Raw genomic sequence first — 25,623 nt, 5'->3', positions numbered from 1 at the left:
GGTATAGGGTACTGTTTTGACTACTGAAAAGAAGAGCCTGGGTATCCAGGAAATAATGGATCTGCTGCCCCACCGTTATCCGTTCCTGATGGTGGACAAGGTGGAAAACTATGAGATCAGCGATGAGCGCAAGACCTTGCGTGCCATCAAGAACGTCTCGTTCAACGAGCCGATCTTTCAGGGCCACTTCCCGGCCAAGCCGGTGTTCCCCGGCGTGCTGATCCTGGAAGCCATGGCACAGGCCACCGGTATCCTGGCGTTTACCATGGTGGGCAAGCCATCTCCCAACGAACTCTATTACTTTGCCTCAATCGACAACGCTCGTTTCAAGCGTCCGGTAGGCCCCGGCGATCAGCTGGTGCTTGACGTGGAATTCCTGAAAGAGCGTCGCGGTATCGCCAAGTTCACCGGTGTGGCCACGGTCAACGGTGAAGTGGTCTGTACCGCCGAGCTGATGTGCGCCAAACGCGAGGTTTAACACACGTGATCGACCAGACTGCCATCATTCACGATACTGCCGTCGTCCATGAGTCTGCCGTCATCGGTAAAGGGGTTGAAATCGGCCCCTTTTCTGTCATCGGTGCCGAGGTGGAAATCGGCGACAACACCTGGGTCAGCTCCCATGTGGTGATCAAGGGCCCGACCAAGATTGGTCGCGGCAACAAGATCTTCCAGCACACCTCCATCGGTGAGGATTGCCAGGACAAGAAGTACGCCGGCGAGCGCACCTTCCTCGAGATCGGCGACAACAACGTCTTTCGCGAGAACTGCACCGTGCACCGCGGCACCATCCAGGATCAGTCCCTGACCAGGATCGGCAGCGGCAACCTGTTCATGGTCAACGTCCACGTTGCCCACGACTGCATCATCGGTGACAACTGCATCTTCGCCAACAACGCGACCCTGGCGGGCCACGTGGTGATCAGCGATTTCGTGATCTTCGGCGGTCTCTCCGCGATCCACCAGTTCGGCCGCGTCGGCTCCCACGCCTTCGTCGGTGGCTGCGCCGCCCTCAACAAGGACGTGCCGCCCTACGTGATGGCCGCTGGCAACTACGCCAAGCCGTTCGGGGTCAACTCCGAGGGGCTGCGTCGCCGCGGTTTCAGCGCTGAGGCCATCTCCGCCGTCAAGCGCGCCTACAAAGAGATCTTCCGCTCCGGCAAGACCATCGAAGAGGTGCTGCCGGTGCTGATCGAAATGGCGGCCAGCGAGCCGGCCATCCAGCTCTACGTGGATTTCCTCAAAGACAACGAGCGCGGGATCATCCGTGCCTGATCCCGTTCGCATCGGTATCGTCGCCGGAGAGGTTTCCGGCGACATTCTGGCTGCCGGCCTGGTGCGCGAGCTGCAGGCCCGCTACCCGGACGCCCAGTTCGAAGGGATCGCCGGGCCGCGCATGCAGGCCCTGGGCGTGAAGGCGCTGTTCGAGATGGAAGAGCTTTCCGTCATGGGGATCACCGAAGTGCTGGGCCGTCTGCCGCGCATTCTCAAGGTCCGCCGCGAACTGCTGCGTCACTTCATCGCCAATCCGCCCGACATCTTCATCGGGGTGGATGCACCGGATTTCAATATCGGGGTGGAGCTCAAACTGCGCCGCGCCGGTATCAAGACGGTTCACTACGTCAGCCCCTCGGTGTGGGCCTGGCGCCAGAACCGCATTCACAAGATCAAGGCCGCCACCGACATGGTGCTTGCCTTCCTGCCGTTCGAGAAAGCCTTCTACGACCGCTTCGATGCCCCTTGCCGTTTCGTCGGCCACACCATGGCGGACGACATCCCGCTGGTGCCGGATCAGGCCGCGGTACGCAGAACCCTCGGCATCGACGCCAACCGGCGCTGGCTGGCGGTGCTGCCGGGCAGCCGCAGTGCCGAGGTGGGCTTTATGTCGCCCCTGTTTCTCGAGGCCTGCAAGCACCTGACGGTGCGCTATCCGGATCTCGGTTTCATCGTGCCACTGGTCAACCAGAAGCGGCGCGAGCAGTTCCTGGCCATCAAGGCCGAGCTGGCGCCGGATCTCGACATGGTGCTGCTGGAAGGGCAGGGCCGTGAGGCGATGATCGCCGCCGACGTGGTGATGCTGGCCTCCGGTACCGCGGCGCTTGAAGCCATGCTGGTGAAAAAGCCGATGGTGGTGGGCTACAAGCTCAAGCCGTTCAGCTACTGGCTGGCCCAGCGGCTGGTGAAGACCGAATTCGTCTCCCTGCCCAACCTGCTGGCCGGTCGCATGCTGGTGCCCGAGCTCATCCAGCACGAGTGCACCCCGGAGAATCTGGTGGTCGAGGTGAGCAAGTTCTTCGAGCACGACAACAGCGCGCTGGTGAACACCTTCACCGAGCTGCACCAGCTCATCCGCTGCAACGCGGATCAGCAGGCGGCCGAAGCGGTGGCCGAGCTGCTCGGCAGATAACTTCCGGGCGGCCGCAGGGGCTGCGCCAACGTGACGCCAGGCCCTGCGGGGCCTGTTTTGATTCAAGGCTACAAGATGATGATCGATATTCCTGACGACAGGCTGGTTGCCGGTGTGGACGAAGTGGGTCGTGGCCCGCTGGTGGGTGACGTGGTCACCGCCGCGGTGATTCTTGACCCGGCCAATCCCATCATCGGGCTGAACGACTCCAAGAAGCTCTCCGAGAAGAAGCGGCTCGCCCTGTTTGACGAGATCAAAGAGAAGGCGCTGGCCTGGTCCGTCGGCCGTGCCAGTCCGGCGGAGATCGACGAGCTCAACATCCTGCACGCCACCATGCTGGCGATGCAGCGTGCCGTGGCGGGGCTCTCCATCGCGCCCGAGCTGGTCTTCATCGACGGCAACCGCTGCCCAAGCTTGCCGATGGAAGCGCGCGCCGTGGTCAAGGGTGACAGCCTGGTAGCCGCCATCAGCGCCGCCTCGATTCTGGCCAAGGTGACTCGCGATGCGGAGATGACCGAGCTGGACAGCCGTCATCCCGAGTACGGTTTCGCCCGTCACAAGGGCTATCCGACCGCGGAGCACCTCGCCATCCTGGCCGAGCGCGGTCCGCTGCCCGAATATCGCAAAAGTTTCAAACCGGTGCGTCGCGCACTGGGGATCGAATAGACCATGCAATTTAGTCCGAGCAACGAGAGGGGATGACGATGGCTGAACCCCGTTTTATCCACCTGCGGGTCCACTCCGACTTCTCCATGGTCGACGGCCTGCAGAAGATCAATCCCATCGTCGGTGCGGCGGCGACCAACAACATGCCGGCGCTGGCGCTGACCGACCAGATGAACATGTGCGGCCTGGTGCGCTTCTACGGCGCCGCCCACGGCAAGGGCGTCAAGCCCATCGTCGGGGCCGACTTCTGGGTGCAGAGTGACGAGCTCGGCGACGAGCAGTTCCGCCTCACCCTGCTCGCCATGGACAACGACGGCTACCAGAACATCACATTGCTCATCTCCCGCGGCTATCAGCGCGGTCACGTGCAGGGGCGCCCGGTCATCGACAAAGCCTGGCTGGCCGAGCATGCCAAGGGGGTGATCGTGCTCTCCGGCGGGCGCGAGGGGGACGTGGGCAAGTTCCTGCTCAAGGGCAACCGGCAGATGACCGAGCAGTGTCTCGCCTTCTATCAGAGCCACTTCCCCGACGCCTATTACCTGGAGCTGCTGCGTACCGGCCGCCCCGATGAAGAGGTCTACCTGCACATGGCGGTGGCGATTGCCACCGAGTTTGCGCTGCCGGTGGTGGCCACCAACGAGGTGGTGTTCCTCACCGCCGATGACTTCGATGCCCACGAGATCCGGGTCGCCATCCACGACGGCTACACCCTGATGGACAAGCGCCGGCCGCGTCGCTACAGCCCGCAGCAGTATCTGCGCAGCCAGGAGGAGATGGCGGAGCTGTTTGCCGACATCCCCGAGGCGCTGGAGAACACGGTGGAGATCGCCAAGCGCTGCAACGTGACGGTGCGCCTCGGCGAATACTTCCTGCCGAACTTCCCGACCGGTGACATGACCACCGAAGACTTCCTGGTCATGAAGTCGAAAGAGGGGCTGGAGGAGCGGCTGGAATTCCTGTTCCCGGATCCGGCGGTGCGGGCCGAGCGCCGTCCCGAGTATGACGAGCGGCTCGACATCGAGCTCAAAGTGATCAACCAGATGGGCTTCCCGGGTTACTTCCTCATCGTGATGGAGTTTATCCAGTGGTCCAAGGACAACGGCATCCCCGTTGGCCCGGGCCGGGGCTCGGGGGCGGGCTCTCTGGTGGCCTACGCTCTCAAGATCACCGATCTCGATCCGCTGGAATTTGACCTGCTGTTCGAACGTTTCCTGAACCCCGAGCGGGTATCCATGCCCGACTTCGACGTCGACTTCTGCATGGACAGGCGCGACGAGGTGATCGACCACGTCTCCGAGATGTACGGCCGGGAAGCGGTATCCCAGATCATCACCTTCGGCAGCATGGCGGCCAAGGCGGTGGTGCGGGACGTGGGCCGGGTGCTGGGCCACGCTTACGGTTTTGTGGATCGCATCTCCAAGCTGATCCCGCCGGATCCGGGCATGACGCTCGCCAAGGCGTTCGAGGCCGAACCCAAGCTGCCCGAGCTCTACGAGCAGGACGAGGAGGTCAAGGACCTCATCGACATGGCGCGCCGCCTCGAAGGGGTGGTGCGCAACGCCGGTAAACACGCCGGTGGCGTGGTGATCGCGCCCACCAAGATCACCGACTTCGCGCCACTCTACTGCGATGACGAAGGCCATCACCCGGTCACCCAGTTCGACAAGAACGACGTGGAATACGCCGGGCTGGTGAAGTTCGACTTCCTCGGCCTGCGCACGCTCACCATCATCGACTGGGCGCTCGGCATGATAAACCCGCGCCTTGCTAAAGAGGGCAAGCCGCCGGTCGACATCGCCGCCATCCCCATCGACGACAAGCGCTCGTTCGACCTGCTGCAACGCTACGAGACCACCGCGGTATTCCAGCTGGAATCCCGCGGCATGAAGGATCTCATCAAGCGGCTGCAGCCTGACTGCTTTGAAGACATGATCGCTCTGGTGGCGCTGTTTCGCCCGGGCCCGCTGCAGTCGGGCATGGTGGACAACTTCATCGAGCGCAAGCACGGCAAGGAGGCCATCTCCTATCCGGACGAGAAGTGGCAGCACCAGAGTCTGCAGCCCATTCTGGAGCCCACCTACGGCATCATCCTCTATCAGGAGCAGGTGATGCAGATTGCCCAGACCCTGGCGGGTTATACGCTGGGCGGCGCTGACATGCTGCGCCGGGCGATGGGCAAGAAAAAGCCGGAAGAGATGGCCAAGCAGCGGGCCGGCTTCGAGGAGGGCGCGGTCAAGAACGGCGTCGACGGCGAGTTGGCGATGAAGATCTTCGATCTGGTGGAGAAGTTTGCAGGTTACGGCTTCAACAAATCTCACTCCGCCGCCTATGCGCTGGTCTCCTACCAGACCCTCTGGCTCAAGACCCACTTCCCGGCGGAGTTCATGGCGGCGGTGATGACCGCCGACATGGACAACACCGACAAGATCGTGACGCTAGTAGACGAGTGCCAGCGGATGGGGTTGACGGTGATCCCGCCGGACGTGAACACTGGTCGCTACCGCTTCAGCGTCAACGAAGATGGTCACATCGTCTACGGCATCGGTGCGGTGAAGGGGGTGGGGGAAGGCCCCATCGATGCGATCCTGGAAGCGCGGGATCGGGACGGGCCGTTTCGCGATCTGTTCGACTTCTGCAACCGGGTCGACATCAAGAAGCTCAACAAGCGGGTGATGGAGAAGCTCATCCTCTCCGGCGCCATGGACCGGCTCGGCCCCCACCGCGCCGCCCTGATGGCGACCCTGGAGGAGGCGATGCGCGCCGCCGAGCAACACGCCAAGGCGCAGGCGGTGGGTCAGGTCGACATGTTCGGCGTGCTCACCGAAGAGATAGACGACGTCAAGAAGGCGTTCGCCAACGTGCCGCACTGGCCTGACAAGGTGTGGCTGGAAGGGGAGCGCGAGACCCTCGGGCTCTACCTCACCGGTCATCCCATCAACCAGTACAGCGGCGAGCTGCGTCGTTATACCTCGGGCCGGCTGTGCGATCTGCACCCCACCTCCCGCGATACCGTGACCACGGCCGCCGGCTTGGTGATTGCGGCGCGCAGCATGGTGACCAAGCGTGGCAACAAGATGGGGATCTTCACCCTGGACGACCGTTCCGGTCGCCTCGATGTGACCCTGTTCAGTGAAGCGCTGGAAAAGTATGAAGAATTGATGCAAAAAGACCGTATTTTGGTGGTTTCTGGACAGGTCAGCTTTGATGACTTCTCCGGTGGCCTTAAAATGTCGGCCCGTGAATTACTGGATATCAACGATGCGAGAGAGCGTTTTGCCAGGGCGATCCGCATCTCTCTCGATGAACAGCAGATTGATGATCGTTTTTTCCCGCGTTTGTGCGAGATTTTGGAACCCGCCCGTGCCGGAGTTTGTCCGGTTCAGGTAAACTATCGTCGCCCCGGCTCCCGGGTGCGATTGACGCTCGGTACCGAGTGGCGGGTGACGCCCACCGATCAACTGATAGATGACTTGCGCGTCCTGCTTGGACGAGAGCGGGTTGAATTGGTTTTTGATTAGAGGATCTATAGTCCCTATGAGTCTTTTTCTGGATTTTGAACAGCCGATCGCCGAGTTGCAGGCGCAGATTGACGAACTCCGTCATGTGAGTGAAGGCAATCACGCCGTGGATCTTAAAGAAGAGATCCGTCGGCTGGAGAAGAAAAACGAAGAGCTGACCAAGAAGATCTTCGGCGATCTGGGGGCCTGGCAGGTATCCCAGATGGCGCGTCATCCCCAGCGCCCCTATACCCTCGACTACATCGAGCACATCTTCACCGACTTCGACGAGCTGGCCGGCGATCGCGCCTATGCCGATGACAAGGCCATCGTCGGCGGCATCGCCCGTCTCGACGGCGAGCCGGTGATGGTCATCGGCCACCAGAAGGGGCGCGAGACCAAGGAGAAGATCAAGCGCAACTTCGGCATGCCGCGCCCGGAAGGGTATCGCAAGGCCCTGCGCCTGATGGAGATGGCCGAGCGCTTCAAGATGCCGATCATCACCTTCATCGACACCCCGGGCGCCTATCCTGGCGTCGGTGCCGAAGAGCGTGGCCAGTCCGAGGCGATTGCCCGCAACCTGAAAGTGATGGCCGGTCTGACCGTGCCGGTAGTCTGCACCGTGATCGGTGAAGGCGGCTCCGGCGGCGCCCTGGCCATCGGTGTCGGCGATCGCGTCAACATGCTGCAGTACTCCACCTACTCGGTCATCTCGCCGGAAGGGTGCGCCTCCATCCTGTGGAAGAGCGCCGACAAGGCGCCGGTCGCGGCCGATGCCATGGGCATCACCGCCCAGCGTCTGAAAGAGCTGAAACTCATCGACAACATTGTCGAGGAGCCGCTCGGTGGCGCCCACCGCAATGTGGAAAAGATGGCCAAGCGCCTGAAAGACCGCATTCAGCAGGATCTGAACGCCCTGCGCCCGCTCGAGACCGAGCAACTGCTGGAGCAGCGTTACCAGCGCCTGCTGGGCTACGGCTACTGCTAAGCGCTTCGGCATCGCTCCATGCTGGAAGGCCCCCGCTCTGCGGGGGCCTTCTTTTTTTTGGCGAGAGTTTGGGCGAGAGCAGGGCAGTGAAAAATCCTGTTCATATGGATACCTGTTGGCACGATGTTTGCCGAAAACCCCCCTGTTGGATCAATTCAACGGCGATTTGTGGCCGAAAAAAGTGGGATCCCGCTCCCGTTTTGCTTAAAGTGATTGTTTCCGATCGACCCGATCGGCATGCCCGCAAGGACGCTCTGCGGACGTAAACAGGCCAGCCCGGCCTGACTCACAGGAATGTTCACCTTCCCGGCGGCCCAGTCTTGTGCAGCACCCTGCTGCGTCCAGCCGCCCCGGTGTTACGTCACTCTCATCGTGCATCGTCTCCATCTGCAGCGAGTGAATCATGAGCGAATCGGTTTTTGAGATCCATGACTGGACCCTGAGCGTCGACGACAACATGCTGTGTCGTCCCGACCGCGAGGTCTACCTCGAGCCCCGGCTGGTCAATCTGTTGCGCTTCCTGGCCAGCAACGCCGGCACGGTATTTGGGCGCGACTGCCTGATCAACGAGGTGTGGGATGGCGCCGAAGTGACCGATCAGGTGGTGACCCAGTCCATCTTCGAGCTGCGCAAGATCCTCAAAGACGGCCGCAACGATGCCGCCGACTACATAGTCACCGTGCCCAAGCGCGGCTACAAGCTGGTGGCGCCGGTGCGGCCGCTGCAAGTGGTGTCGGTGGTGATGGCGCCAGCCGGCGACGAGGTCCGCAGCGATTTGAGCCCGCCGCTGGCAGAGGAGGACGCGGAGGCCGTGGTCACCGCGGCCCCCTTCCCGGCCGGCCCGCTGACCCGGGCCATCTCGAGCCACGCTCAGGATGGTCGCAGCCGCTGGAAGATGATCGGCTTCGATGTCTTCGTGGCGGTGATCCTGGTCTCCATCGTCAGCCTGCTCAGCTATCAGCACGCCAGCCCCCAGGTGCACTCCATGCTGGATCCCGACCTGCTGGTGTTTCGCTTTCACTCCGGCATGGATGGCAGCAACGAGAACGTGCGCCTGGCCGACGGCATCACCCGCGCCCTGATGGGGGAGGTGGCCGCCGCCACGCCGCTGCGGGTGCAGTATGGTGCCAACACCCTGATGGGGGGCATCCTGCCCGGCAAGGAGCTGAGCGTGCGGGTCTCCCGCCAGCCGGGGGGCACCTATCTCGATCTGGAGTACCGCAACATCAACACCAACCGGGTGCTGTTCAGCCACCAGTACCAGCTCAGCCGTCACAACGTGCACGGGGTATTGCAGGCGAGCAGCCAGGATCTGCTGCGCGCCCTCGATCAGCCGGACGTGCTGCCCGGCATGGGCTGGCCGACGGATGACGGGGCGCTGATGGCCATGATGGAGGCGCACTACTACATCAACAGCCAGGATCCGGTTGCCCTCAGGCGTGGCGTCGAGCTGCTCGACAAGTCGCTGGCCAGTCAGCCGGATCAGCCGCTGCTGCTGGCGGAGCGTTATCTGGCCGGGGAGGCGCTGGCGACCCTGACGGGAACGCCCCAGAGCGAGCGCCTGCAGGGCATCGGTGCCCATCTGGCCAGCGTGGTACGGGATCAGGCCGCCCTGCCAGCCCGGGTCTGGGAGGCCCTTACCTTGCAGGCGATCCTGAACGGGCAGCAGCAGGAGGCTACCCGCCTGCTGGCCGAGGCCGCCAACCGGGGCCGCTCCGTGCTCTATCACATTCTGCGCGGCAAGCTGGCCGAGCTGGATGGCCGTCCCGAGGCGGCGGGGGATGCCTACAGCCAGGCCTTCCTGATGGAGGCGACCGAGCAGACCTATCTGCTTTGCCAGCAGCTCGGTTTTTACAGCAATATGGAAACCCTCACCCCGGCCCTGTTCAATGCCCTTGGCCAGAGCAAGGTGAAGCTGTTCTGATTCCTGCCGGGGCCATCGTGGCCCTGTCGCCAAGGCGGCGCTCACCGCCGGTTGCCTGAGGGCCGCCGGCGGGTGCGCCGCCTGACATCATCTCTCAGTCGTCCCTATCCCAGGTCTGCTCCGTGCAGGCATGACCCATGATTGCCGCCATCCTTGGCGCCAGCATCGAACCTCTGAACCTCTGAACCTCTGAACCTCTTAACCTCTGAACCGCCGAACTGGTGCCGGTGTTTACCGTGCTGCAAGCACTCAAGGTGCCCGACCTTTGCCTTGATATTGTCCTGAGTTGTCTTGAGCCTGGAGATCGGCGCAGTTGTGGTCACCAGCCGGTGCCAGTTGCGGCGACCCAGCACTACCGGCCGAAGGCGAGAGCGTGCCCACGGCCGAGGGAGGAGCAAAAACACCCAGCAAAAGGGGCCGTGCGAACCCGTCTGCCGGGCATGGCCGGACTCGGTGGGTCATGAATGACGCACGTTATGCTGCGGCGCCCCTCAGAAAAATATCAAGGCGTGCCGACTGGCACTTATCGGCCGCATCAAGGGGGGCGGCGGATATCAAGGTTTTATCAAGGTGCTTGATGACGCATTGGGTAGCCGCTTGTTTTTAAAGTGTTTTTATCGATTCAGGCCGCCTGGTCGAAAAAGTTCACTCATGTTTTTATCCCTTAGCTGGTCTTTATGTTTTCCGGGGCCGAGGGGCCTAGTCTGTGGCCATTGGTTGGCGGGAGGCTCCGCCAAGCGTGTGTTTGATGCCTTAATATCGACCCGGAGATTTTATGTCCCTAGATACGAGCAAGAAGATCGGCCTTGTCGCCTGTACAGGTGTGGTGGCCGGCAACATGATGGGGAGCGGTATTGCACTGCTGCCCTCGGCCCTGGCCACCATAGGTTCCATCTCTGTGTTCAGCTGGGCCATCTGCCTGGTCGGCGCCATGGGGTTGGCCTTCGTGTTTGCCCGCCTCGCCACCAAGAACCCGCAAGAGGGTGGCCCCATCGCCTACGCCGGCGAGATCTCTCCGGTGTTCGGTTTCCAGACCGGTGTGCTCTACTACCACGCCAACTGGATCGGCAACCTGGCCATCGCCATTACCGGCGTCTCCTACCTCTCCGTTTTCTTCCCCATTCTCAACAGCCCGATCCCGGCCGCCGCGGCCACCATCGCCGCCGTCTGGATCTTCACCTTCGTCAACCTGCTTGGCGGCAGCTGGGTGAGCCGGCTCTGTACCCTGGGTCTGGTGCTGATCCTGTTGCCGGTAGTGGGTACTGCCGTGATGGGTTGGGGCCATTTTGATGCCACTGTCTACAGCCAGAACTGGAACACCACCAGCGGCAGCGACCTGCATGCGGTCATCAGCGCCGTGCTGATCTGCCTCTGGTCCTTCGTGGGTGTCGAGTCCGCCGCCGTCTCTTCCGGCATGGTGAAGAACCCCAAGCGCACCGTACCGCTCGCCACCATGCTGGGTACCGGTATCGCTGGCGTCATCTACATCCTCTCCACCCAGGTGATCAGCGGCATGTTCCCGGCCGGTGAAGTGGCTGCCTCCGGCGCGCCGTTTGCCATGGCCTCTTCCGCCATCTTCGGCAGCTGGTCCGCGCCGTTCGTCTCCGCCTTCACCGCCCTGGCCTGCTTCACCTCGCTGGGTTCCTGGATGATGCTGGTGGGCGAGGCGGGCAAGCGTGCCGCCCATGACGGCAACTTCCCGAAAATCTACGGCGAAGTGGACAAGAACGGCGTGGCCAAGAAGGGTCTGATCCTGGGCTCCCTCAAGATGACTGCGCTGATGGTCGGCCTGACCGCCTTCACCTCCCAGTCCGCCCACGCGGCCGATCTCTTCAACGTGCTGACCACAGATGCGGTGCTGCTGACCATGCTGCCCTACTTCTACTCCAGCATTAACCTGATCCGTTTTGAAGGCATGACCTCCCGCAGTATCGGCGCCATGATCTTCTCCGGTGTCGCCTGCGTGTTCTGCCTGGTGGCCCTGATGGGTGCCAAGGGTTCCAACCTCACCGCTACCTTCGTGGTGTCGCTCATCATCCTGATGTTCTACGCCAAGAAACAGGGTCTGCGTCAGCACGACGCCCTGCTCAAAGAGCAGACCAGCCACTAATTCCGTTTTCCTTTTCCGAGCGCTCTTCACTCACCATCCCTGATGGAGAGCGCCCCATCACGTGTGGAGCATTACGATGAATATCATTGCCATCCTCAACCACCTGGGCGTTTTCTTCAAAGAAGAACCCATTCGCCAGTTGCAAGCCTCCCTCGAGCGCAAGGGGTTCGAGGTCGTTTATCCGGTCGACGTGGCCGACCTGCTGAAACTGATTGAGAAGAACCCCCGCGTCTGCGGCGCCATCTTCGACTGGGACAAATACTCCCTGGGCCTGTGCAAGGAGATCCATGATCGCAACGAGAAGCTGCCGATCTTCGCCTTTGCCAACGACCAGTCCACCCTGGACATTCACCTGACTGACCTGCGTCTGAACGTGCACTTCTTCGAGTACCGTCTCGGCATGGCCGATGACATCGCCCTCAAGATGGGTCAGGCCACCCAGGAGTATCAGGACGCCATCCTGCCGCCCTTCACCAAGGCGCTGTTCAAGTACGTGGAAGAGGGTAAATACACCTTCTGTACCCCGGGTCACATGGGCGGTACCGCCTTCCAGATGAGCCCGGCCGGCAGCATCTTCTATGACTTCTATGGCCCGAACGCGTTCAAGGCCGACGTCTCCATCTCCATGCCGGAGTTGGGCTCCCTGCTGGATCACTCGGGTCCGCACAAGGAAGCCGAAGAGTACATCGCCCGTACCTTCAACGCCGATCGCTCCTACATCGTCACCAACGGCACCTCCACTGCCAACAAGATCGTCGGCATGTACTCCGCGCCGGCCGGCAGCACAGTGCTGGTGGATCGCAACTGCCACAAGTCGCTCACTCACCTGATGATGATGAACGACGTGACCCCGCTCTACTTCCGTCCGACCCGCAACGCCTACGGCATTCTGGGCGGTATCCCGCAGAGCGAATTCAGCCGCGAAACCATCGCCGCCAAGGTCGCCGCCACCCCGGGTGCCCAGGCGCCGCGCTACGCCGTGATCACCAACTCCACCTATGACGGCCTGCTCTACAACACCGGCTTCATCAAGGAGGCGCTGGACACCCCCTACATCCACTTCGACAGTGCCTGGGTGCCCTACACCAACTTCAGCCCGATCTACGAAGGCAAGTGCGGCATGAGCGGCGAAGCGATGCCGGGCAAGGTGTTCTACGAGACCCAGTCCACCCACAAGCTGTTGGCGGCCTTCTCGCAGGCCTCGATGATCCACATCAAGGGCGACGTGGAGGAAGAGACCTTCAACGAAGCCTTCATGATGCACACCTCCACCTCGCCGCAGTACGGCATCGTGGCCTCCACCGAGATCTCCGCCGCCATGATGCGTGGCAACACCGGCAAGCGGCTGATCAAGGACTCCATCGATCGCGCCATCTCCTTCCGCAAAGAGATCAAGCGCCTGCGCGAGCAGAGCGAAGGCTGGTTCTTCGACGTATGGCAGCCGGACAACATCGACACCGTCGAGTGCTGGAAGCTGGATCCGAAAGATGATTGGCACGGTTTCAAGGACATCGACGACAACCACATGTACCTGGATCCCATCAAGGTCACCCTGCTGACCCCGGGCATGGGTCGCAATGGTCAGCTGCTGGACAACGGCATCCCGGCTTCGCTGGTCTCCAAGTTCCTGGACGAGCGCGGCATCGTGGTGGAGAAGACCGGCCCCTACAACCTGCTGTTCCTGTTCTCCATCGGTATCGATCAGTCCAAGGCGATGCAGCTGCTGCGCGCCCTGACCGAGTTCAAGCGTGGCTACGACCTGAACCTGACCATCAAGAGCATACTGCCGAGCCTCTATCGCGAAGACCCGAGCTTCTACGAAGGGATGCGCATCCAGGAGCTGGCGCAGCGCATTCACGAGCTGACCAGCAAGTACCGCCTGCCGGAGCTGATGTTCAAGGCGTTCGACGTGCTGCCGGAGATGAAGATGACCCCGCATGCCGCCTGGCAGCAGGAGCTGGCCGGCAACGTGGTGGAAGTGCCGCTGCGTGACATGGTGGACCGCATCAGCGCCAACATGATCCTGCCGTACCCGCCGGGAGTGCCGCTGGTGCTGCCGGGCGAGATGGTGACCCAGGATTCTCTGCCGGTGCTCGAGTTCCTCGAGATGCTGTGCGAGATCGGGGCCCACTACCCGGGCTTCGAGACCGACATCCACGGCCTCTATCGTCAGGCCGATGGCAGCTACACCGTCAAGGTGCTGCGTTAAGCGAGAGTGACAACAACGGGCCGCAAGGCCCGTTTTTCCCATCTGGGTTCATCCATTTTTTTTTGCGAGTCAGCATGAAGCGAGTTCTCTCCATCCAGTCCCACGTGGTGTTCGGCTGTGCCGGCAACAGCGCCGCCGTGTTTCCCATGCGTCGCATGGGGCTGGAGGTGTGGCCCGTCAACACGGTGCAATTTTCCAACCATACCCAGTACAGCGCAGGCTGGCAGGGGATGGTGATGCCAAACGGCCATATCCGCCAGCTGATGGCGGGGCTGGCCGACATCGGCGTACTGGGGCAGTGCGATGCGATCCTGAGCGGTTATCTCGGCTCGGCCGAGCAGGGGGAGGAGATCCTGGCGGCGGTGGCCCACCTCAAGGCGCTCAACCCGAATGCCCGCTATTTTTGCGACCCCGTGATGGGGCATCCCGACAAGGGGTGCATGGTCGCGCCCGGCGTCGCCGATTTTCTGAAAAACCGGGCGCTGGCCTGCGCCGACCTGCTGGCCCCCAATCTGCTGGAGCTGGAGCAGCTGACCGGCCGCGAGATCTGCAATCTGAGCGAGGCGCTGGCGGCGTGCCAGCAACTGCGTGAGGGGGGCGTGGAGCTGGTGATGGTCAAGCATCTGGGCCGCGCCGGCTTGAGCCTGGACCGGTTCGAGATGCTGTTGGTGTGCGAAGAGGGGGCGTTTCATATCTCGCGCCCCCTCTATGAGTTTCAGCGTCAGCCCATCGGGGTGGGGGATCTGCTGAGCGCCACCATGCTGGCCAACTTGCTGGCGGGCTTTACGCCGGTGGCGGCGTTCGAGCGCACCAATGCCAGCGTGGATGCGGTGCTGGCCCAGACCTGGCTGGCGGGCGCCTACGAACTGCAGCTGGTAGCCGCCCAGCAGGCGATGGTCGAGCCCGAGATCCGCACCTGTGCTCGTCGGCTGCCGACCTGATGGCGGCGCTTAACCGGCGCGTCTGGCCAGTTGCACTTGTTGGCGCGCACCAAGCGGTTTGCGACCGGGCCGGCTCAGCGGGGCACAGGCCAGCTTGAGACGGCGCCACTCGCGCCACAGCAGCCAGCACAGCGGCAGGGTCAGCAACACCACGGTAGTGGGCTGGGCCAGCAGCACGCCGTCCCGGCCCCACCAGAGCGGCAGCATGAAGATCAGTGGCAACAGCAGCAGGGTCTTGGCGGCCGAGATGAGCAGTGCCTGGCGGGTACGGGCCATGGACTGCAGCAGCACGATGCCAAACATGATGATCCCCTCCAGCGGAATGGCGCCGAGGTTGAGGGTCAGGCTGCTGATGGCGGCCGCGAGCAGCTCGCCATCCTGATCGCCGGTGTAGAGCATGGCCACCTGGCGCGGCAGCAGCTGGATCAGCAGCCAGACCGCCAGACCGTAGATGAGCGTGATCTTGAGCCCCATCTCCATCAGGAACTTGAGGTCACGATGACGTTTGGCACCGGCCGCCTGGCTGACCAGCGGCTGGATGCCGAAGGCCAGCCCCTGCAGGATGACGATGAACACCGCCTCGGTGTAACCGGCCACGGTGAAGCCGGCCAGATCCTTGACCGAACCGTGCACCATCAGCTGGCTGTTGTGCAGCAGCAGCAGCAGGCCGAGGTTGAACTGGGCGATCAGGCTCGGCAGACCGGTGAACAGCAGGTTTGGCATGGCCGGGAAGTCGGGCACCAGGTGGCGCCACTCTATGCGCAGCTTGGCATGGCGGGTAAAGAAATAACCCAGCCCGAGCAGGCTGACGACCCCTTCCGAGATGAGGGTGGCCTGCGCCGTACCGATCAGTCCCAGCCCCAGCCGGCCCACCATGATGTAGTTGAGAATGATGTTGAGGATGGCGCCGCTGCTCACCAGCAGCATGGCGAGACGGGGGCGGCCGTCGTTGCGCAGCAGATAGGGCACGGCCAGGTTGCAGGCCAGCAGCAGGGTGCCGCCGCCAATCCAGTAGAGGTAGTCGCTGGCCTGTTGCCAGGTGTCGGTACCCTGTTCAATGCCCAGTGCCAGCAGGATGTCGACGTGCCAGTAGTGCAGCAGCAGCGGCGCCACGGCGCCCAGCAGCCCCAGCAGCCAGAGCGCATTGACCAGTGCCTGGCGGGCCAGACCGAAATTTCTGGCACCTTGCTGGAAGGAGATGGCGGTGGCCGCCCCCATGCTGATCATGGCGGCGAGACCGATCAGCACCATGATGACCGGGTAGACCAGGTTGATGCCGGCGAGGCCGGCGGCCCCCACGTAGTGACCGACGAAGATGCCATCGACCAGGTAGTAGGCGCCGGATACCAGCATGGCCATGATGGAGGGGAGGGCATAGCCCCAGAAACGGCGGGTCATCGTCCGCTGGCGCAGAGTGAAGTAGGCAGACATATCTGTTCTCTTGGGGAGTTCGATTATCGAGCAGACAGTCTAGATTAATATTTTTTTATCGATAATCCGGTTTCTACTTGATGAATTGCTGAGCCAAATTCATCAATCAGCGTGGCTGGTAGTGTCCCTTGAGCATGTCGATGAGGGCGCGCAGCCCGTTGCCCAGCTGATGACGACTGGGATAGAAGAGCGAGAAGCCGACGAAGGTGGGGCACCAGGGCTCCAGCACGCTCACCAGGGTGCCCTCGGCCAGCTGCCTGCTCACCTCCTCTTCTAGGCAGTAGGCCAGCCCCAGCCCCGCCTCGGCCGCCCCCAGGTAGAGGGCCGGCGTGCTGGTGGTGAGCGGCCCGGTCACTTCGATCTCCAACATGGCGTCCTCCTCGCCGGCAAAGGCCCAGCGATAGTGATGGGAGGGGGTGAGCCGATAGCCGATGCAGGCGTGCCGGGTCAATTCGCGCGGGTGCTGCGGGGTGCCGTGCTCGGCCAGATAGGCGGGAGAGGCCACCACCAGATAGCGCTGGGGCGGGCCGAGCGGTACCCCGATCATCTCCTTGGGCAGCAGATCCCCATAAAAGAGGGCGGCGTCATAGCCATCTTCGATGAGGCGCGGCATCAGCTCCTGCTCCACCACCTCCACCTGCATGCGCGGGTAACGCACCATGTAATCGATCAGCACCGGAGCCAGCAACTCATCGATGGCGCCGCGTGGCGCGCTGATCTTCAGCCTTCCTACCGGTTCGTCGCTGTGACGGGCCAGCTCACCCAGTGCGCTCTCCAGATGGCTCAAGGTCGGCAGCAACTGGGTCAGCAGGCGCTGACCGGCATCGGTGGGCACCACGGCGCGGGTACTGCGATTGAGCAGCCGTACCCCCAAACGGGTCTCCAGCCCTTTCAGGCTGTGGCTCAGGGCGGAGGCAGACACGCCGAGTTCGAGGGCGGCCTTGCTGAAACTCTGGTGGCGGGCGACGGCGGCAAACACCGCCAGTTCGGCGAGATCGGTACGGGTGATGGCCATATTAATTCAGCGAAAAAATGTTGAGCAACAGGGTACGTCAGCAGACGGCGAGGCACAACCTGAGCAAGAAATGTGCGAATGTAAGCAATTTGTTGTACCCACAAGGATATAGATACGGGTGAAACTACCTCTATTTGTTAACGGCTGTTCACAAAATTGGGCTCGCAACGTGATCTCTGACGCCAGAAAGGCGATTCCAGTCAAACTTTGGTTGATTAATTCAAAAAAACACTGTGATCGCTAAGGGGATTTAATTAGAGTCAGCGCATCGGAACAAAAGCGTGTTAGCGAGTTGTAAAGTCTGACGCGTTTGTGGCCCTCGGGCCTATGACCCGCCGGCTTGTTTGTTGCAATTTGGTTGTTACATGGAGTGATGACCAGCTTGCCGGGCCGACGGGATGAGAATAACAGGGATGGACTGCAGGAGTTCCAGGGAGATGGAACAGGGCATTGCGCCCGGTTGACTAGAAATTTTCTATTTTCCTTGATGACAGGAACACCCCTATGTCTGACATGAACATTGCAGTAGAAGGCAGCTTAGCCAGTAATGCGTCTTCCCGTGGCATCAACAAGGCCGATGTGGTCTGGATGCTGGGTCTGTACGGTACCGCCATCGGTGCCGGTGTACTCTTCCTGCCGATCAACGCCGGTGTAGGTGGTCTGTGGCCGCTGGTTGCCATGCTGGTGCTGGCCCTGCCGCTGACCTTCTTCGCACACCGTGGCCTGACCCGCTTCGTGCTGTCCGGCTCCACCCGTGATGGCGACATCACCGAGGTAGTAGAAGAGCACTTCGGCAAGACCGCAGGCAAGTTCATCACCCTGCTCTACTTCTTCGCCATCTACCCGATCCTGCTGATGTACTCGGTAGCCATCACCAACACCGTCGAGAGCTTGATGGTGCACCAGCTGGGCATGACTGCACCTCCCCGTGCCATCCTGTCTCTGGCGCTGATCCTGGGTCTGATGGCGATCGTTCGCCTCGGCGGCCAGGTTATCGTCAAAGCGATGAGCGTGCTGGTATTCCCGTTCGTGATCACCCTGATGGGCCTGGCGCTCTACCTGATCCCGCACTGGAACGGTGCCATCATCACTGAAGCTCCGGCGCTGGGTGATGCCTTCAACGGCGACTTCCTGAAAACTCTGTGGCTGGCCATCCCGGTCATGGTGTTCTCCTTCAACCACTCCCCGATCATCTCCTCCTTCGCGGTGGACAACAAGGGTCGTTACGGTGAAGGTGCCGAGAAGAAGTGCAGCAACATCCTGCTGGGCGCCCACGTCATGATGGTGATGACCGTTATGTTCTTCGTATTCAGCTGCGTACTGAGCCTCTCCCCGGCTGACCTGGCTGCTGCCAAGGAACAGAACATCTCCATCCTGTCCTACCTGGCCAACCACTTCGACAACCCGGTTATCGCCACCGTGGCTCCGCTGATCGCCATGGTCGCCATCAGCAAGTCCTTCCTGGGTCACTACCTGGGTGCACAAGAGGGCATGAACGGTCTGATGGCCAAGTCCCTGCGTGAGAAAGGCAAGAACGTTGACGTCAAGCAACTGAACAAAGTGACCGCAGTGTTCATGATCCTGACCACCTGGGCCATCGCCACCATCAACCCGAGCATCCTCGGCATGATTGAAGACCTGGGCGGCCCCATCATCGCGATGCTGCTGTTCCTGATGCCGATGTACGCCATCACCAAGGTGCCGGCCATGCGCAAATACGCTGGCAACATCAGCAACGTGTTCGTGACCATCATCGGCCTGATCGCCATGTCCGGTATCATCTACAAGCTGATTGCCTGATAACACGGGTTACCCGCTTGAATGAAGAAGCCGCCTCGCAAGAGGCGGCTTCTTTTATGGCCGGGATTCAGGGCTGGGCGTTGTCGATGTTCTCCGCCTGCCAGAGGGCGTAGCCCTTGCCGGCAGCGGTGGTGGGCAGGTCAATCTGCATCAGGTCATTGCCGATGACGAAGGGGCCCGAGTAACTTGCGCGCAGGCTCTGCGCCAGATCCTTCACCCCGAGCTGGCCGTTGAGGCCGATATGGCTGAACACGGTCAGCGCCGGTTTGGCTTCGTTCATCACCCGGGCGGCCTGCTCGGGGGAGGCGAGGTGACCGGCGATCGCCCGGTAGCCCGGGTTGGCCTTCATGCGGGCGGCGGAGGTCATGGAGACGCAGTGCACCAGCAGATCGGCCCCCTTGGCCTCTTTCACCACCTGCGGGCTGTAGCGGGTATCACCGGAGAGCACCACGCTGTGGCCGTGGTAGTCGATGCGATAGCCAAACGACGGCTTGATGTTGACCCCGTGGTCGTTGTCAAAGGCGGTTACCTTGACCCCATCCCGGTCGTAGACCACCCCGGCAGTCACCTCGTGGCTGTTGATCTTCACCCCGTCCAGCGGTGTCCCTTCATCCTTGACCCGGGTGGCGATGTCGGTAGCGTAGGCCTGCTGCAGGCCGCTCGCGAGGGCATCGGTGCCCCTGGGGCCGTAAAGCTCCATCGGCGCGTGACGCTGGCCATAGGCAGGTTGCAGCCAGCCGGTCAGCCAGAGATCCGCCAGCCCATTGGTGTGGTCGGAGTGGAAGTGGGTGAGGAAGAAGGCGTTGACCCGGCCGATGGGGATATGCAGCTGCCACAAGCGGGTGGAGGAGTTGCGGCCAAAGTCGAACACCAGCTTCTGGTTGCCCGCCTCGACCAGGGTGCTGTAACCGCCGCGGCTGATCTGGGGCACCGGGGTGCCGGTGCCAAGCAGGCTGACCCGGAAGATATCGGGCTGGGCTTTGGTCAGAGTTGCTGAGGCCGGGGCGTGATCGTGGTTGCTGATAAAGCTGCTCTCGGCAGCCTGGCTGACACCGGTGGCCAGCAGACCGACCAGCAGGGCGGCCAGATAGGTACTTTTCATGGATGAATGTCCTGATGGGTGAGGTTGCTGATCACTATATTGGTAACCAAAAGTGCGATAAATTGGCCAAAAACCATTTCTTAATAAACTTTTGGTTGTGAATGTGGGTCGCTTGCTGCGGGCCAAATGGCCTAGAAACGTGGGCAAAGGAGGGGTTGTGGACCGATTGACCAGCATGCGCATCTTCACCCGGGTGGTGGATCTCGGCTCCTACAGCGCGGTGGCGAACGAGCAGGGGATCAGCGCCCAGATGGTGGGCAAGCATGTGCAGGGGCTGGAGCAGTGGCTGGGGGGCAAGCTGTTTCACAAGACCACCCGCCAGCAGACCCTGACCGAGCTGGGCCAGCTGTTTCTGGCCCGCTGCCAGCGGGTGCTGGAAGAGCTGGCGCTGACCGAGTCGCTCACCCAGCACCTGCTGGCCGAGCCGGCCGGGCGGCTGCGCATCGCCGCCCCTCTAAGCTTTGGCCACCATCGGCTGGTGCCGCTGCTGCCCGCTTTTCTCGACCGTTACCCCAGGCTGGAGGTGGATCTGCAGCTTACCCCGCGCTGGGTCGATCTGGTGGAGGAGGGGTTCGACGCCGCCATCCGCACCCTGCGCCCGCAGGATGAGGCGCTCATTGCCCGTCCGCTGCTGACCCAGCACTACCGCCTCTGCGCTGCGCCCGCCTACCTCGCTCGCCACGGCGTGCCCCGTGATCCGGCCGATCTCGCCAGCCACCAGTGCCTGCACGGTAACTGGGGCGAGCACGAGCGCTGGCAGTTTGTCGGGGGCGATGGCCAGAGCGAGGAGGTGCGGGTGGCCTCGCGCCTTCGCATCAACCACTGGCCGGCCTTGCTGACGGCAGCGCTGGCAGGGGCGGGCATCAGCTTGCAGCCCGCCGAGCAGGTGCAAGGCCATATCGCGGCGGGGCGGCTGCTGCCCCTGCTCGATACCTACCGCATTCCGGACAAGACCCTTCATTTCATCTACCCGGCGGCGCGCCGGCAGGTGCTCAAGATTACCCTGCTGGGGGATTTTCTGGCGGAGGTGCTGGCCGACCAATCACCGCAGCCGGCATGAGCCGGTTGCGGTGATTGGGTTATGCCTGCGCCAGGTGTTGCCTGAAGAAGGGGACTATCTGTGCCAGTGCCTGGCCGGTGGCGTCGGGCTGGTCGTAAAGATCGTAATGGCTGGCCCCCTCGACAATCTGCAAGCGTTTTTGCGGCGAGCGGGCACGGCCAAAGAGCTCGAACCCGTCCCGGTAGGAGCCGAAGGCCCCGGGCGTTCCACCACCGATGACGATATGCAGTGGCTGGGTCAGCAGCAGTTCGGCAAAGGCAAACGCATCCCAGTTCATGGCCGGCCCCAGGCTGCTCATGCGCAGCTTGTTGGGGGAGCCGGGTTGTTGGCCGCGCGCCGTGGTGTAGTACTGCACCGCTTCGACGATGTCGATATCGTGCAGCCCCGCCTGCTCGCGTTTTGCCTCCGAGCCCGGGATATAGCCCGTCACCATGGTGTCGGCGCCGCGCGCCTCGGCGGTGCGCTGGGCGGCGATGGCCTCCAGAGTCTTGAGGGCCGCATCCGGGGTGAGATCCCCCTGGCGCAGGATGCGGCCGTAGTTGGCCACCACCACGGTGGCCACCGCCTTGAAGCGGCGCTCGGTCATGGCGGCGTTGACCGCGTAGCCACCGCCGCCGCACACCCCGAGTACGCCGATGCTGTCGGCATCCACGAAGGGCAGGGTCACCAGGTAGTCGACGGCGCAGCGAAAATCTTCGACCCGGGTGGCGGGGTCTTCGCTAAAACGCGGCTCGCCGCCGCTCTCTCCCTGGGTGGAAGCATCGAAGGCCAGGGTGATGAAGCCGGCCCGGGTCAGGGCCTCGGCGTAGACGGCGCCGGCAGTCTGCTCCTTGCAACTGCTGATGGGGTGGGCGCAGACGATGGCTGCATAGTGTTGGCCGGCATCAAATCCCTCAGGCAGGCGCAGGGTGGCGGCAACGTCCCAGTGGTGGTGGGCAAAGCGGACCGATTGTTGCAGTGTCATCGGTTGTTCCTCACAAAGAATCAAAGGTGGGTACGAAAGAAGGGGATGAGGCCGGTGAGTGCGCCGTCGACCCATTGGGGCTGGTCGTACAAACCGATATGGGTGGCTCCCTCGACGATGAACAACCCCTTGTGCACACTGGCGGCCCGCTGATGCAGCGCTTCGCTCATCCAGCGGGTGCCGGCTTCGCTGCCTGCCACCAGCAGCAGGGGCTGGGCCAGGAACAGTTCGGCCTGGTGGAAGGCATCAAACGTCACCAGCTGAGCCAGGCTGCGGGTGGTGAGCCGGCTCGGGGCGTTGTCATGCCGGGCCCGTGGCGTGCGGTAGTAATCGAAGGCTTCCGCCCAATCCGGATGAAGCTGCTCTCCCTGTTCACGGCTGAGCGGCGTGGTGGGCAGATACTGGATGGCTGCGCCGGTCGCCTCGGCAGTGCGTGCGGCCATCGCCAGGTCGCGCAAGGCCAGACACTCGGCCGGCGTGCCGCGTTTGTCCCAACCCTGGCGGTACATCTGACCGTAGTTGACCGCACTCACGGTACCGATCGCCTTGAGCCGGGTGTCCATCATGGCTGCAGCCGTGGCGTAACCGCCTCCGGCGCAGATCCCGAGCACGCCGATGCGCTCAGGGTCGACCTCGGCCAGAGTGGTCAGGTAATCGACGGCGGCGCTGATGTCGTCCACGCGCACATGGGGATTTTCCAGCTGGCGCGGTTCACCCTCGCTCTCTCCCTGATAGCTGGCATCAAAGGCCAGCGCGATGAAACCGGCCTTTGCCAGGTGCGCGGCATAGAGGCCGGCGGTCTGCTCCTTGACGCCACCGGAAGGGTGAACGCAGACGATGGCGGGGTAGCGTACACCCGCTTGCAGGTCGGCAGGCAGATGAAGGTGGCCGGCCAGGCTCAGGTGTTGATTGGCAAAACGAACGGGGTGCATGGTGTGCTCCTTGGGAGTAGGGCGCCAGGATGCGGCGACGAAGAGAGCATATGCGGCCACCTTTGATTTGATTAGATGGCCCAATCCAAATGCTTTAATACTGATTTCTTATGAATAGCGGCAAGAATCGGGTGACGTTGCGAGCGGGAGGCGCGGATGGACGCTGGCACAGCAGGGCAGCAGCGGTGAGAAAACTTATCTGGATGGCGCGTATAATCGGGGCAGTATTATCACCATGACTAATCAATGATGAAAGAGAACCTCAACGAGCTGACGACCTTCATGGTAGTGGCCAGGGAGCAGAGCTTCACCCGCGCGGCTGCCCAGCTCGGGACGTCCCAGTCCGCCATCAGCCAGACGGTGAAGACCCTGGAGCAGCGGCTCGGCCTCAAGCTGCTGTCACGCACTACCCGCAGCGTTACCCCCACTGAAGCTGGCGAGCGGCTGATCGCGCTGGTGGGACCGGCGCTGGCGCAGATCGACAGCGGTCTCAGCCAGCTGACGGCGCTGCGGGACAAGCCGGCCGGCACCATCCGCATCACGGCGGACGAATACGCCATTCGCGCCGTGCTCTGGCCCAAGATCAGCGCTTTTTTGCACCACTATCCGGATATCCGGGTCGAACTCAGCACTGATTACGGCCTGGTGGACATCGTCGCCGAGCGCTACGACGCCGGGGTGCGTCGCGGCGGCTTGATCGCCAAGGACATGATTGCCACTCCCATCAGCCTCGAGATCAGGATGCTGGTGGCGGCCGCCCCCCGCTATCTGGCGGCTCATGGCCGCCCGAGCCGGCCGCAGGAGATCGCCAGCGCTCATCAGTGCATCAATCTGCGCTTGCCGACCCAGGGCGGATTTTTCTCTTGGAGTTTTCTGGAAGGGGGGCGGGAGCTCAAGATCCGTGGCGAAGGGCAACTGGTGTTCAACAGCATCGGCAACGTGCTTGAGGCGGCGCTCGACGGTTACGGGCTGGCGTACCTGCCCCAGAGCATGGCTGAGCCCTATCTGGCGGATGGCCGGCTGGAGGAGGTGCTGGCCGGTTACAACATGGTGCACCCCGGTTACTACCTCTACTACACCAGCCGCTTGCAGGCCTCGCCCGCTTTCTCGTTGCTGCTGGAGGCGCTGCGCCACCGCAGCTGACCTCGACTCACCCGCGAGCCTCCCGGCCTGAATAAAGGGCTGCATATTCTTGCCATCCTGCTTAACTATCGTGCTTAACAAAGGGGCGGGGGAGGCCTAACATGGCGGGATGTTTTTCTAGTCGGGACAAAAGGATATGTCTGGGTTGAAAAAGGATCTCGGGCTCTGGCAGGGGATGGGGCTGCTCGCTACCTCGCTGCTGGGCACCGGGATCTTCGTGGTGCCGGCGACTGCCGCCTCGCTGGCGGGTGGGGCCTCGCTGTGGGCCTGGTTGCTGTTGATTGCGCTGGTTCTGCCCATCGCCTTTACCTTCGCTCGCCTCGGCCGCCGTTACCCCCACGCCGGCGGCGCGCCGCACCTCATCGGCCTTGCCTTTGGCAACGGCGCCGAGCGCTTCTCCGCCTTCCTGTTTCTGGCGGTGCTGCCGGTGGGTCTGCCCGCCGCCCTGATGATCGCCGCCGGCTTCTGGCACGCCCTGTTCGACCTGGGGGAGTGGACCCTGTGGGGCATTCAGCTGCTCACCCTGCTCGGGGTATTTTTGCTGGGGCTGCGCGGGGCGCGCTCCTCCGGCAACCTGCAACTGCTGATCGCGCTCGCCATTTTGGGGCTCACCCTGCTCATCTGGTTCAAGGGGGATATCAGCTGGCGCGACGCCGCCCGGCCGCTGCCGACGACGGACGAGTGGCCTGCCATGGCCACCGCACTGGCGGTGATGTTCTGGTGTTTCGTCGGGCTTGAGGCCTTCGCCCACATGGGGGAGGAGTTCAAGCGACCGGAGCGGGACTATCCGCTGGCCCTGCTCGGCGGGGTGCTGCTGGCGGGGCTCATCTACTGGGTGCACTCGCTGGTGGTGCTCAAATACGGCCTCTACGGCGATGAGGCGACCAACGCCACCGCTATTCCGGCCCTGCTCTCGCTGCTGTTCGGCCCCACCGCCAAGTGGCTGGTGGCGGTGCTCGGCTATCTCTCCTGCTTTGCCAGCATCAACATCTACCTGCAGGGGTTTGCCCGGCTGATCTGGAGCATGGCGCGCGAAGGCAAGCTGCCGGTCTCGCTGGCCCGCCTCACCGCCCGTGGCGCGCCGCTGCGGGCCTTGAGTCTGGTGCTCGCCATCTGTCTGGTCTGCATCACCCTGATCATCTGGCTGCGACTGCCCCTCGATGAGCTGATCCGCTACGCCAACGGCAACTTCGTGCTGGTCTACCTGCTCTGCATGGCGGCGGGTTGGCGTCTGCTCGGCGGGGTGGGCAAGGGGCTGGCGGGGGTGAGCGTGCTGCTCTGTGCCCTGGTGCTGGTGGCGCTCGCCTCCCAGGTGCTCTATGCCGTCGTGCTCAGTCTGGGGTATGGCTGCTTCTCCCTGTGGCGGCGCAGACGCCGCCGCTCGGCGTCCGATGAGGGTGTCTGCGCCATCAAGTAACCCGAAAAAAAGCCCCG

The 25,623-nt window shown here is 62.6% G+C and carries 19 protein-coding genes; 14 read left to right on the top strand and 5 right to left on the bottom strand.

Annotation, left to right across the window (positions count from 1 at the left end; genetic code table 11):
- Nucleotides 1-16 precede the first annotated feature (16 nt).
- The 10 genes from fabZ (at nt 17) to pdxY (ending at nt 14,742) form a co-directional block, all read left to right on the top strand.
- A complete protein-coding gene (gene fabZ, locus OKC44_RS03115; RefSeq protein ID WP_010634777.1) occupies nt 17-478 on the top strand; it encodes a 3-hydroxyacyl-ACP dehydratase FabZ in 462 nt (153 codons plus the stop codon).
- A gap of 5 nt (nt 479-483) precedes the next feature.
- Nucleotides 484-1,275: an acyl-ACP--UDP-N-acetylglucosamine O-acyltransferase gene (gene lpxA / locus OKC44_RS03110; protein ID WP_270810994.1), complete on the top strand. Its 792-nt coding sequence runs from the start codon at nt 484-486 to the stop codon at nt 1,273-1,275.
- Entirely contained in the window at nt 1,268-2,407 is a 1,140-nt protein-coding gene (gene lpxB / locus OKC44_RS03105; protein ID WP_011705104.1) for a lipid-A-disaccharide synthase, read from the top strand. Before lpxA ends, lpxB begins: the two co-directional genes overlap by 8 nt.
- 75 nt (nt 2,408-2,482) lie before the next feature.
- On the top strand, nt 2,483-3,073 hold the full coding sequence (gene rnhB / locus OKC44_RS03100; RefSeq protein WP_026080161.1) for a ribonuclease HII: 591 nt from the start codon (nt 2,483-2,485) through the stop codon (nt 3,071-3,073).
- Nucleotides 3,074-3,111: 38 nt separating this feature from the next.
- Nucleotides 3,112-6,591, top strand: coding sequence for a DNA polymerase III subunit alpha (gene dnaE, locus OKC44_RS03095; protein WP_270810992.1), 3,480 nt, complete (start codon nt 3,112-3,114; stop codon nt 6,589-6,591).
- A gap of 16 nt (nt 6,592-6,607) precedes the next feature.
- Nucleotides 6,608-7,558: an acetyl-CoA carboxylase carboxyl transferase subunit alpha gene (accA, locus tag OKC44_RS03090; protein WP_016349878.1), complete on the top strand. Its 951-nt coding sequence runs from the start codon at nt 6,608-6,610 to the stop codon at nt 7,556-7,558.
- Nucleotides 7,559-7,961: 403 nt separating this feature from the next.
- Nucleotides 7,962-9,482: a lysine decarboxylation/transport transcriptional activator CadC gene (cadC, locus tag OKC44_RS03085; protein WP_270810990.1), complete on the top strand. Its 1,521-nt coding sequence runs from the start codon at nt 7,962-7,964 to the stop codon at nt 9,480-9,482.
- Between the two features lie 775 nt (nt 9,483-10,257).
- Nucleotides 10,258-11,592, top strand: a complete 1,335-nt coding sequence (gene cadB, locus OKC44_RS03080; RefSeq protein WP_024946039.1) for a cadaverine/lysine antiporter — start codon at nt 10,258-10,260, stop codon at nt 11,590-11,592.
- A gap of 76 nt (nt 11,593-11,668) precedes the next feature.
- Nucleotides 11,669-13,801 carry a lysine decarboxylase CadA gene (locus tag OKC44_RS03075; protein WP_270810989.1) on the top strand — a complete coding sequence of 711 codons (2,133 nt, stop codon included), beginning with the start codon at nt 11,669-11,671 and terminating at the stop codon, nt 13,799-13,801.
- A 74-nt stretch (nt 13,802-13,875) separates the two neighbouring features.
- A complete protein-coding gene (gene pdxY, locus OKC44_RS03070; protein ID WP_270810986.1) occupies nt 13,876-14,742 on the top strand; it encodes a pyridoxal kinase PdxY in 867 nt (288 codons plus the stop codon).
- A 9-nt stretch (nt 14,743-14,751) separates the two neighbouring features.
- Here the strand turns inward: pdxY and OKC44_RS03065 are convergent, their stop codons facing one another.
- Complete coding sequence (locus OKC44_RS03065) at nt 14,752-16,173, bottom strand: MATE family efflux transporter (RefSeq protein WP_270810983.1); 1,422 nt, start codon at nt 16,171-16,173, stop codon at nt 14,752-14,754.
- A 106-nt stretch (nt 16,174-16,279) separates the two neighbouring features.
- Nucleotides 16,280-17,188, bottom strand: a complete 909-nt coding sequence (locus tag OKC44_RS03060; protein ID WP_270810981.1) for a LysR substrate-binding domain-containing protein — start codon at nt 17,186-17,188, stop codon at nt 16,280-16,282.
- Nucleotides 17,189-17,692: 504 nt separating this feature from the next.
- Between OKC44_RS03060 and OKC44_RS03055 the strand changes: the two genes are divergently transcribed.
- Nucleotides 17,693-18,988, top strand: coding sequence for an HAAAP family serine/threonine permease (locus tag OKC44_RS03055; RefSeq protein ID WP_024946034.1), 1,296 nt, complete (start codon nt 17,693-17,695; stop codon nt 18,986-18,988).
- Between the two features lie 67 nt (nt 18,989-19,055).
- On the opposite strand, the gene OKC44_RS03050 is transcribed toward OKC44_RS03055, so the two are convergent.
- On the bottom strand, nt 19,056-20,090 hold the full coding sequence (locus tag OKC44_RS03050) for an MBL fold metallo-hydrolase (RefSeq protein WP_270810978.1): 1,035 nt from the start codon (nt 20,088-20,090) through the stop codon (nt 19,056-19,058).
- 157 nt (nt 20,091-20,247) lie between these two features.
- Between OKC44_RS03050 and OKC44_RS03045 the strand changes: the two genes are divergently transcribed.
- A complete protein-coding gene (locus tag OKC44_RS03045; RefSeq protein ID WP_270810976.1) occupies nt 20,248-21,150 on the top strand; it encodes a LysR family transcriptional regulator in 903 nt (300 codons plus the stop codon).
- 19 nt (nt 21,151-21,169) lie between these two features.
- Here OKC44_RS03045 and OKC44_RS03040 read toward each other — a convergent pair whose 3' ends face one another.
- On the bottom strand, nt 21,170-22,114 hold the full coding sequence (locus tag OKC44_RS03040) for an alpha/beta hydrolase (RefSeq protein WP_270810974.1): 945 nt from the start codon (nt 22,112-22,114) through the stop codon (nt 21,170-21,172).
- A 20-nt stretch (nt 22,115-22,134) separates the two neighbouring features.
- The gene (locus OKC44_RS03035) at nt 22,135-23,046 is read right to left on the bottom strand and encodes an alpha/beta hydrolase (RefSeq protein ID WP_270810973.1); all 912 of its coding nucleotides are present in this window, start codon (nt 23,044-23,046) and stop codon (nt 22,135-22,137) included.
- 246 nt (nt 23,047-23,292) lie between these two features.
- On the opposite strand from OKC44_RS03035, the gene OKC44_RS03030 reads away from it, so the two are divergent.
- On the top strand, nt 23,293-24,189 hold the full coding sequence (locus tag OKC44_RS03030; RefSeq protein WP_270810971.1) for a LysR family transcriptional regulator: 897 nt from the start codon (nt 23,293-23,295) through the stop codon (nt 24,187-24,189).
- 136 nt (nt 24,190-24,325) lie between these two features.
- The gene (gene yjeH, locus OKC44_RS03025; RefSeq protein ID WP_029301572.1) at nt 24,326-25,606 is read left to right on the top strand and encodes an L-methionine/branched-chain amino acid transporter; all 1,281 of its coding nucleotides are present in this window, start codon (nt 24,326-24,328) and stop codon (nt 25,604-25,606) included.
- The last annotated feature ends 17 nt before the right edge of the window (nt 25,607-25,623 follow it).

This window comes from Aeromonas sp. S41-2, from assembly GCF_027705845.1.
Lineage (GTDB): Bacteria > Pseudomonadota > Gammaproteobacteria > Enterobacterales > Aeromonadaceae > Aeromonas > Aeromonas hydrophila.
Note: the sequence above shows the minus strand (reverse complement) of the source record. Positions and strands in the feature narration are given on the sequence as shown.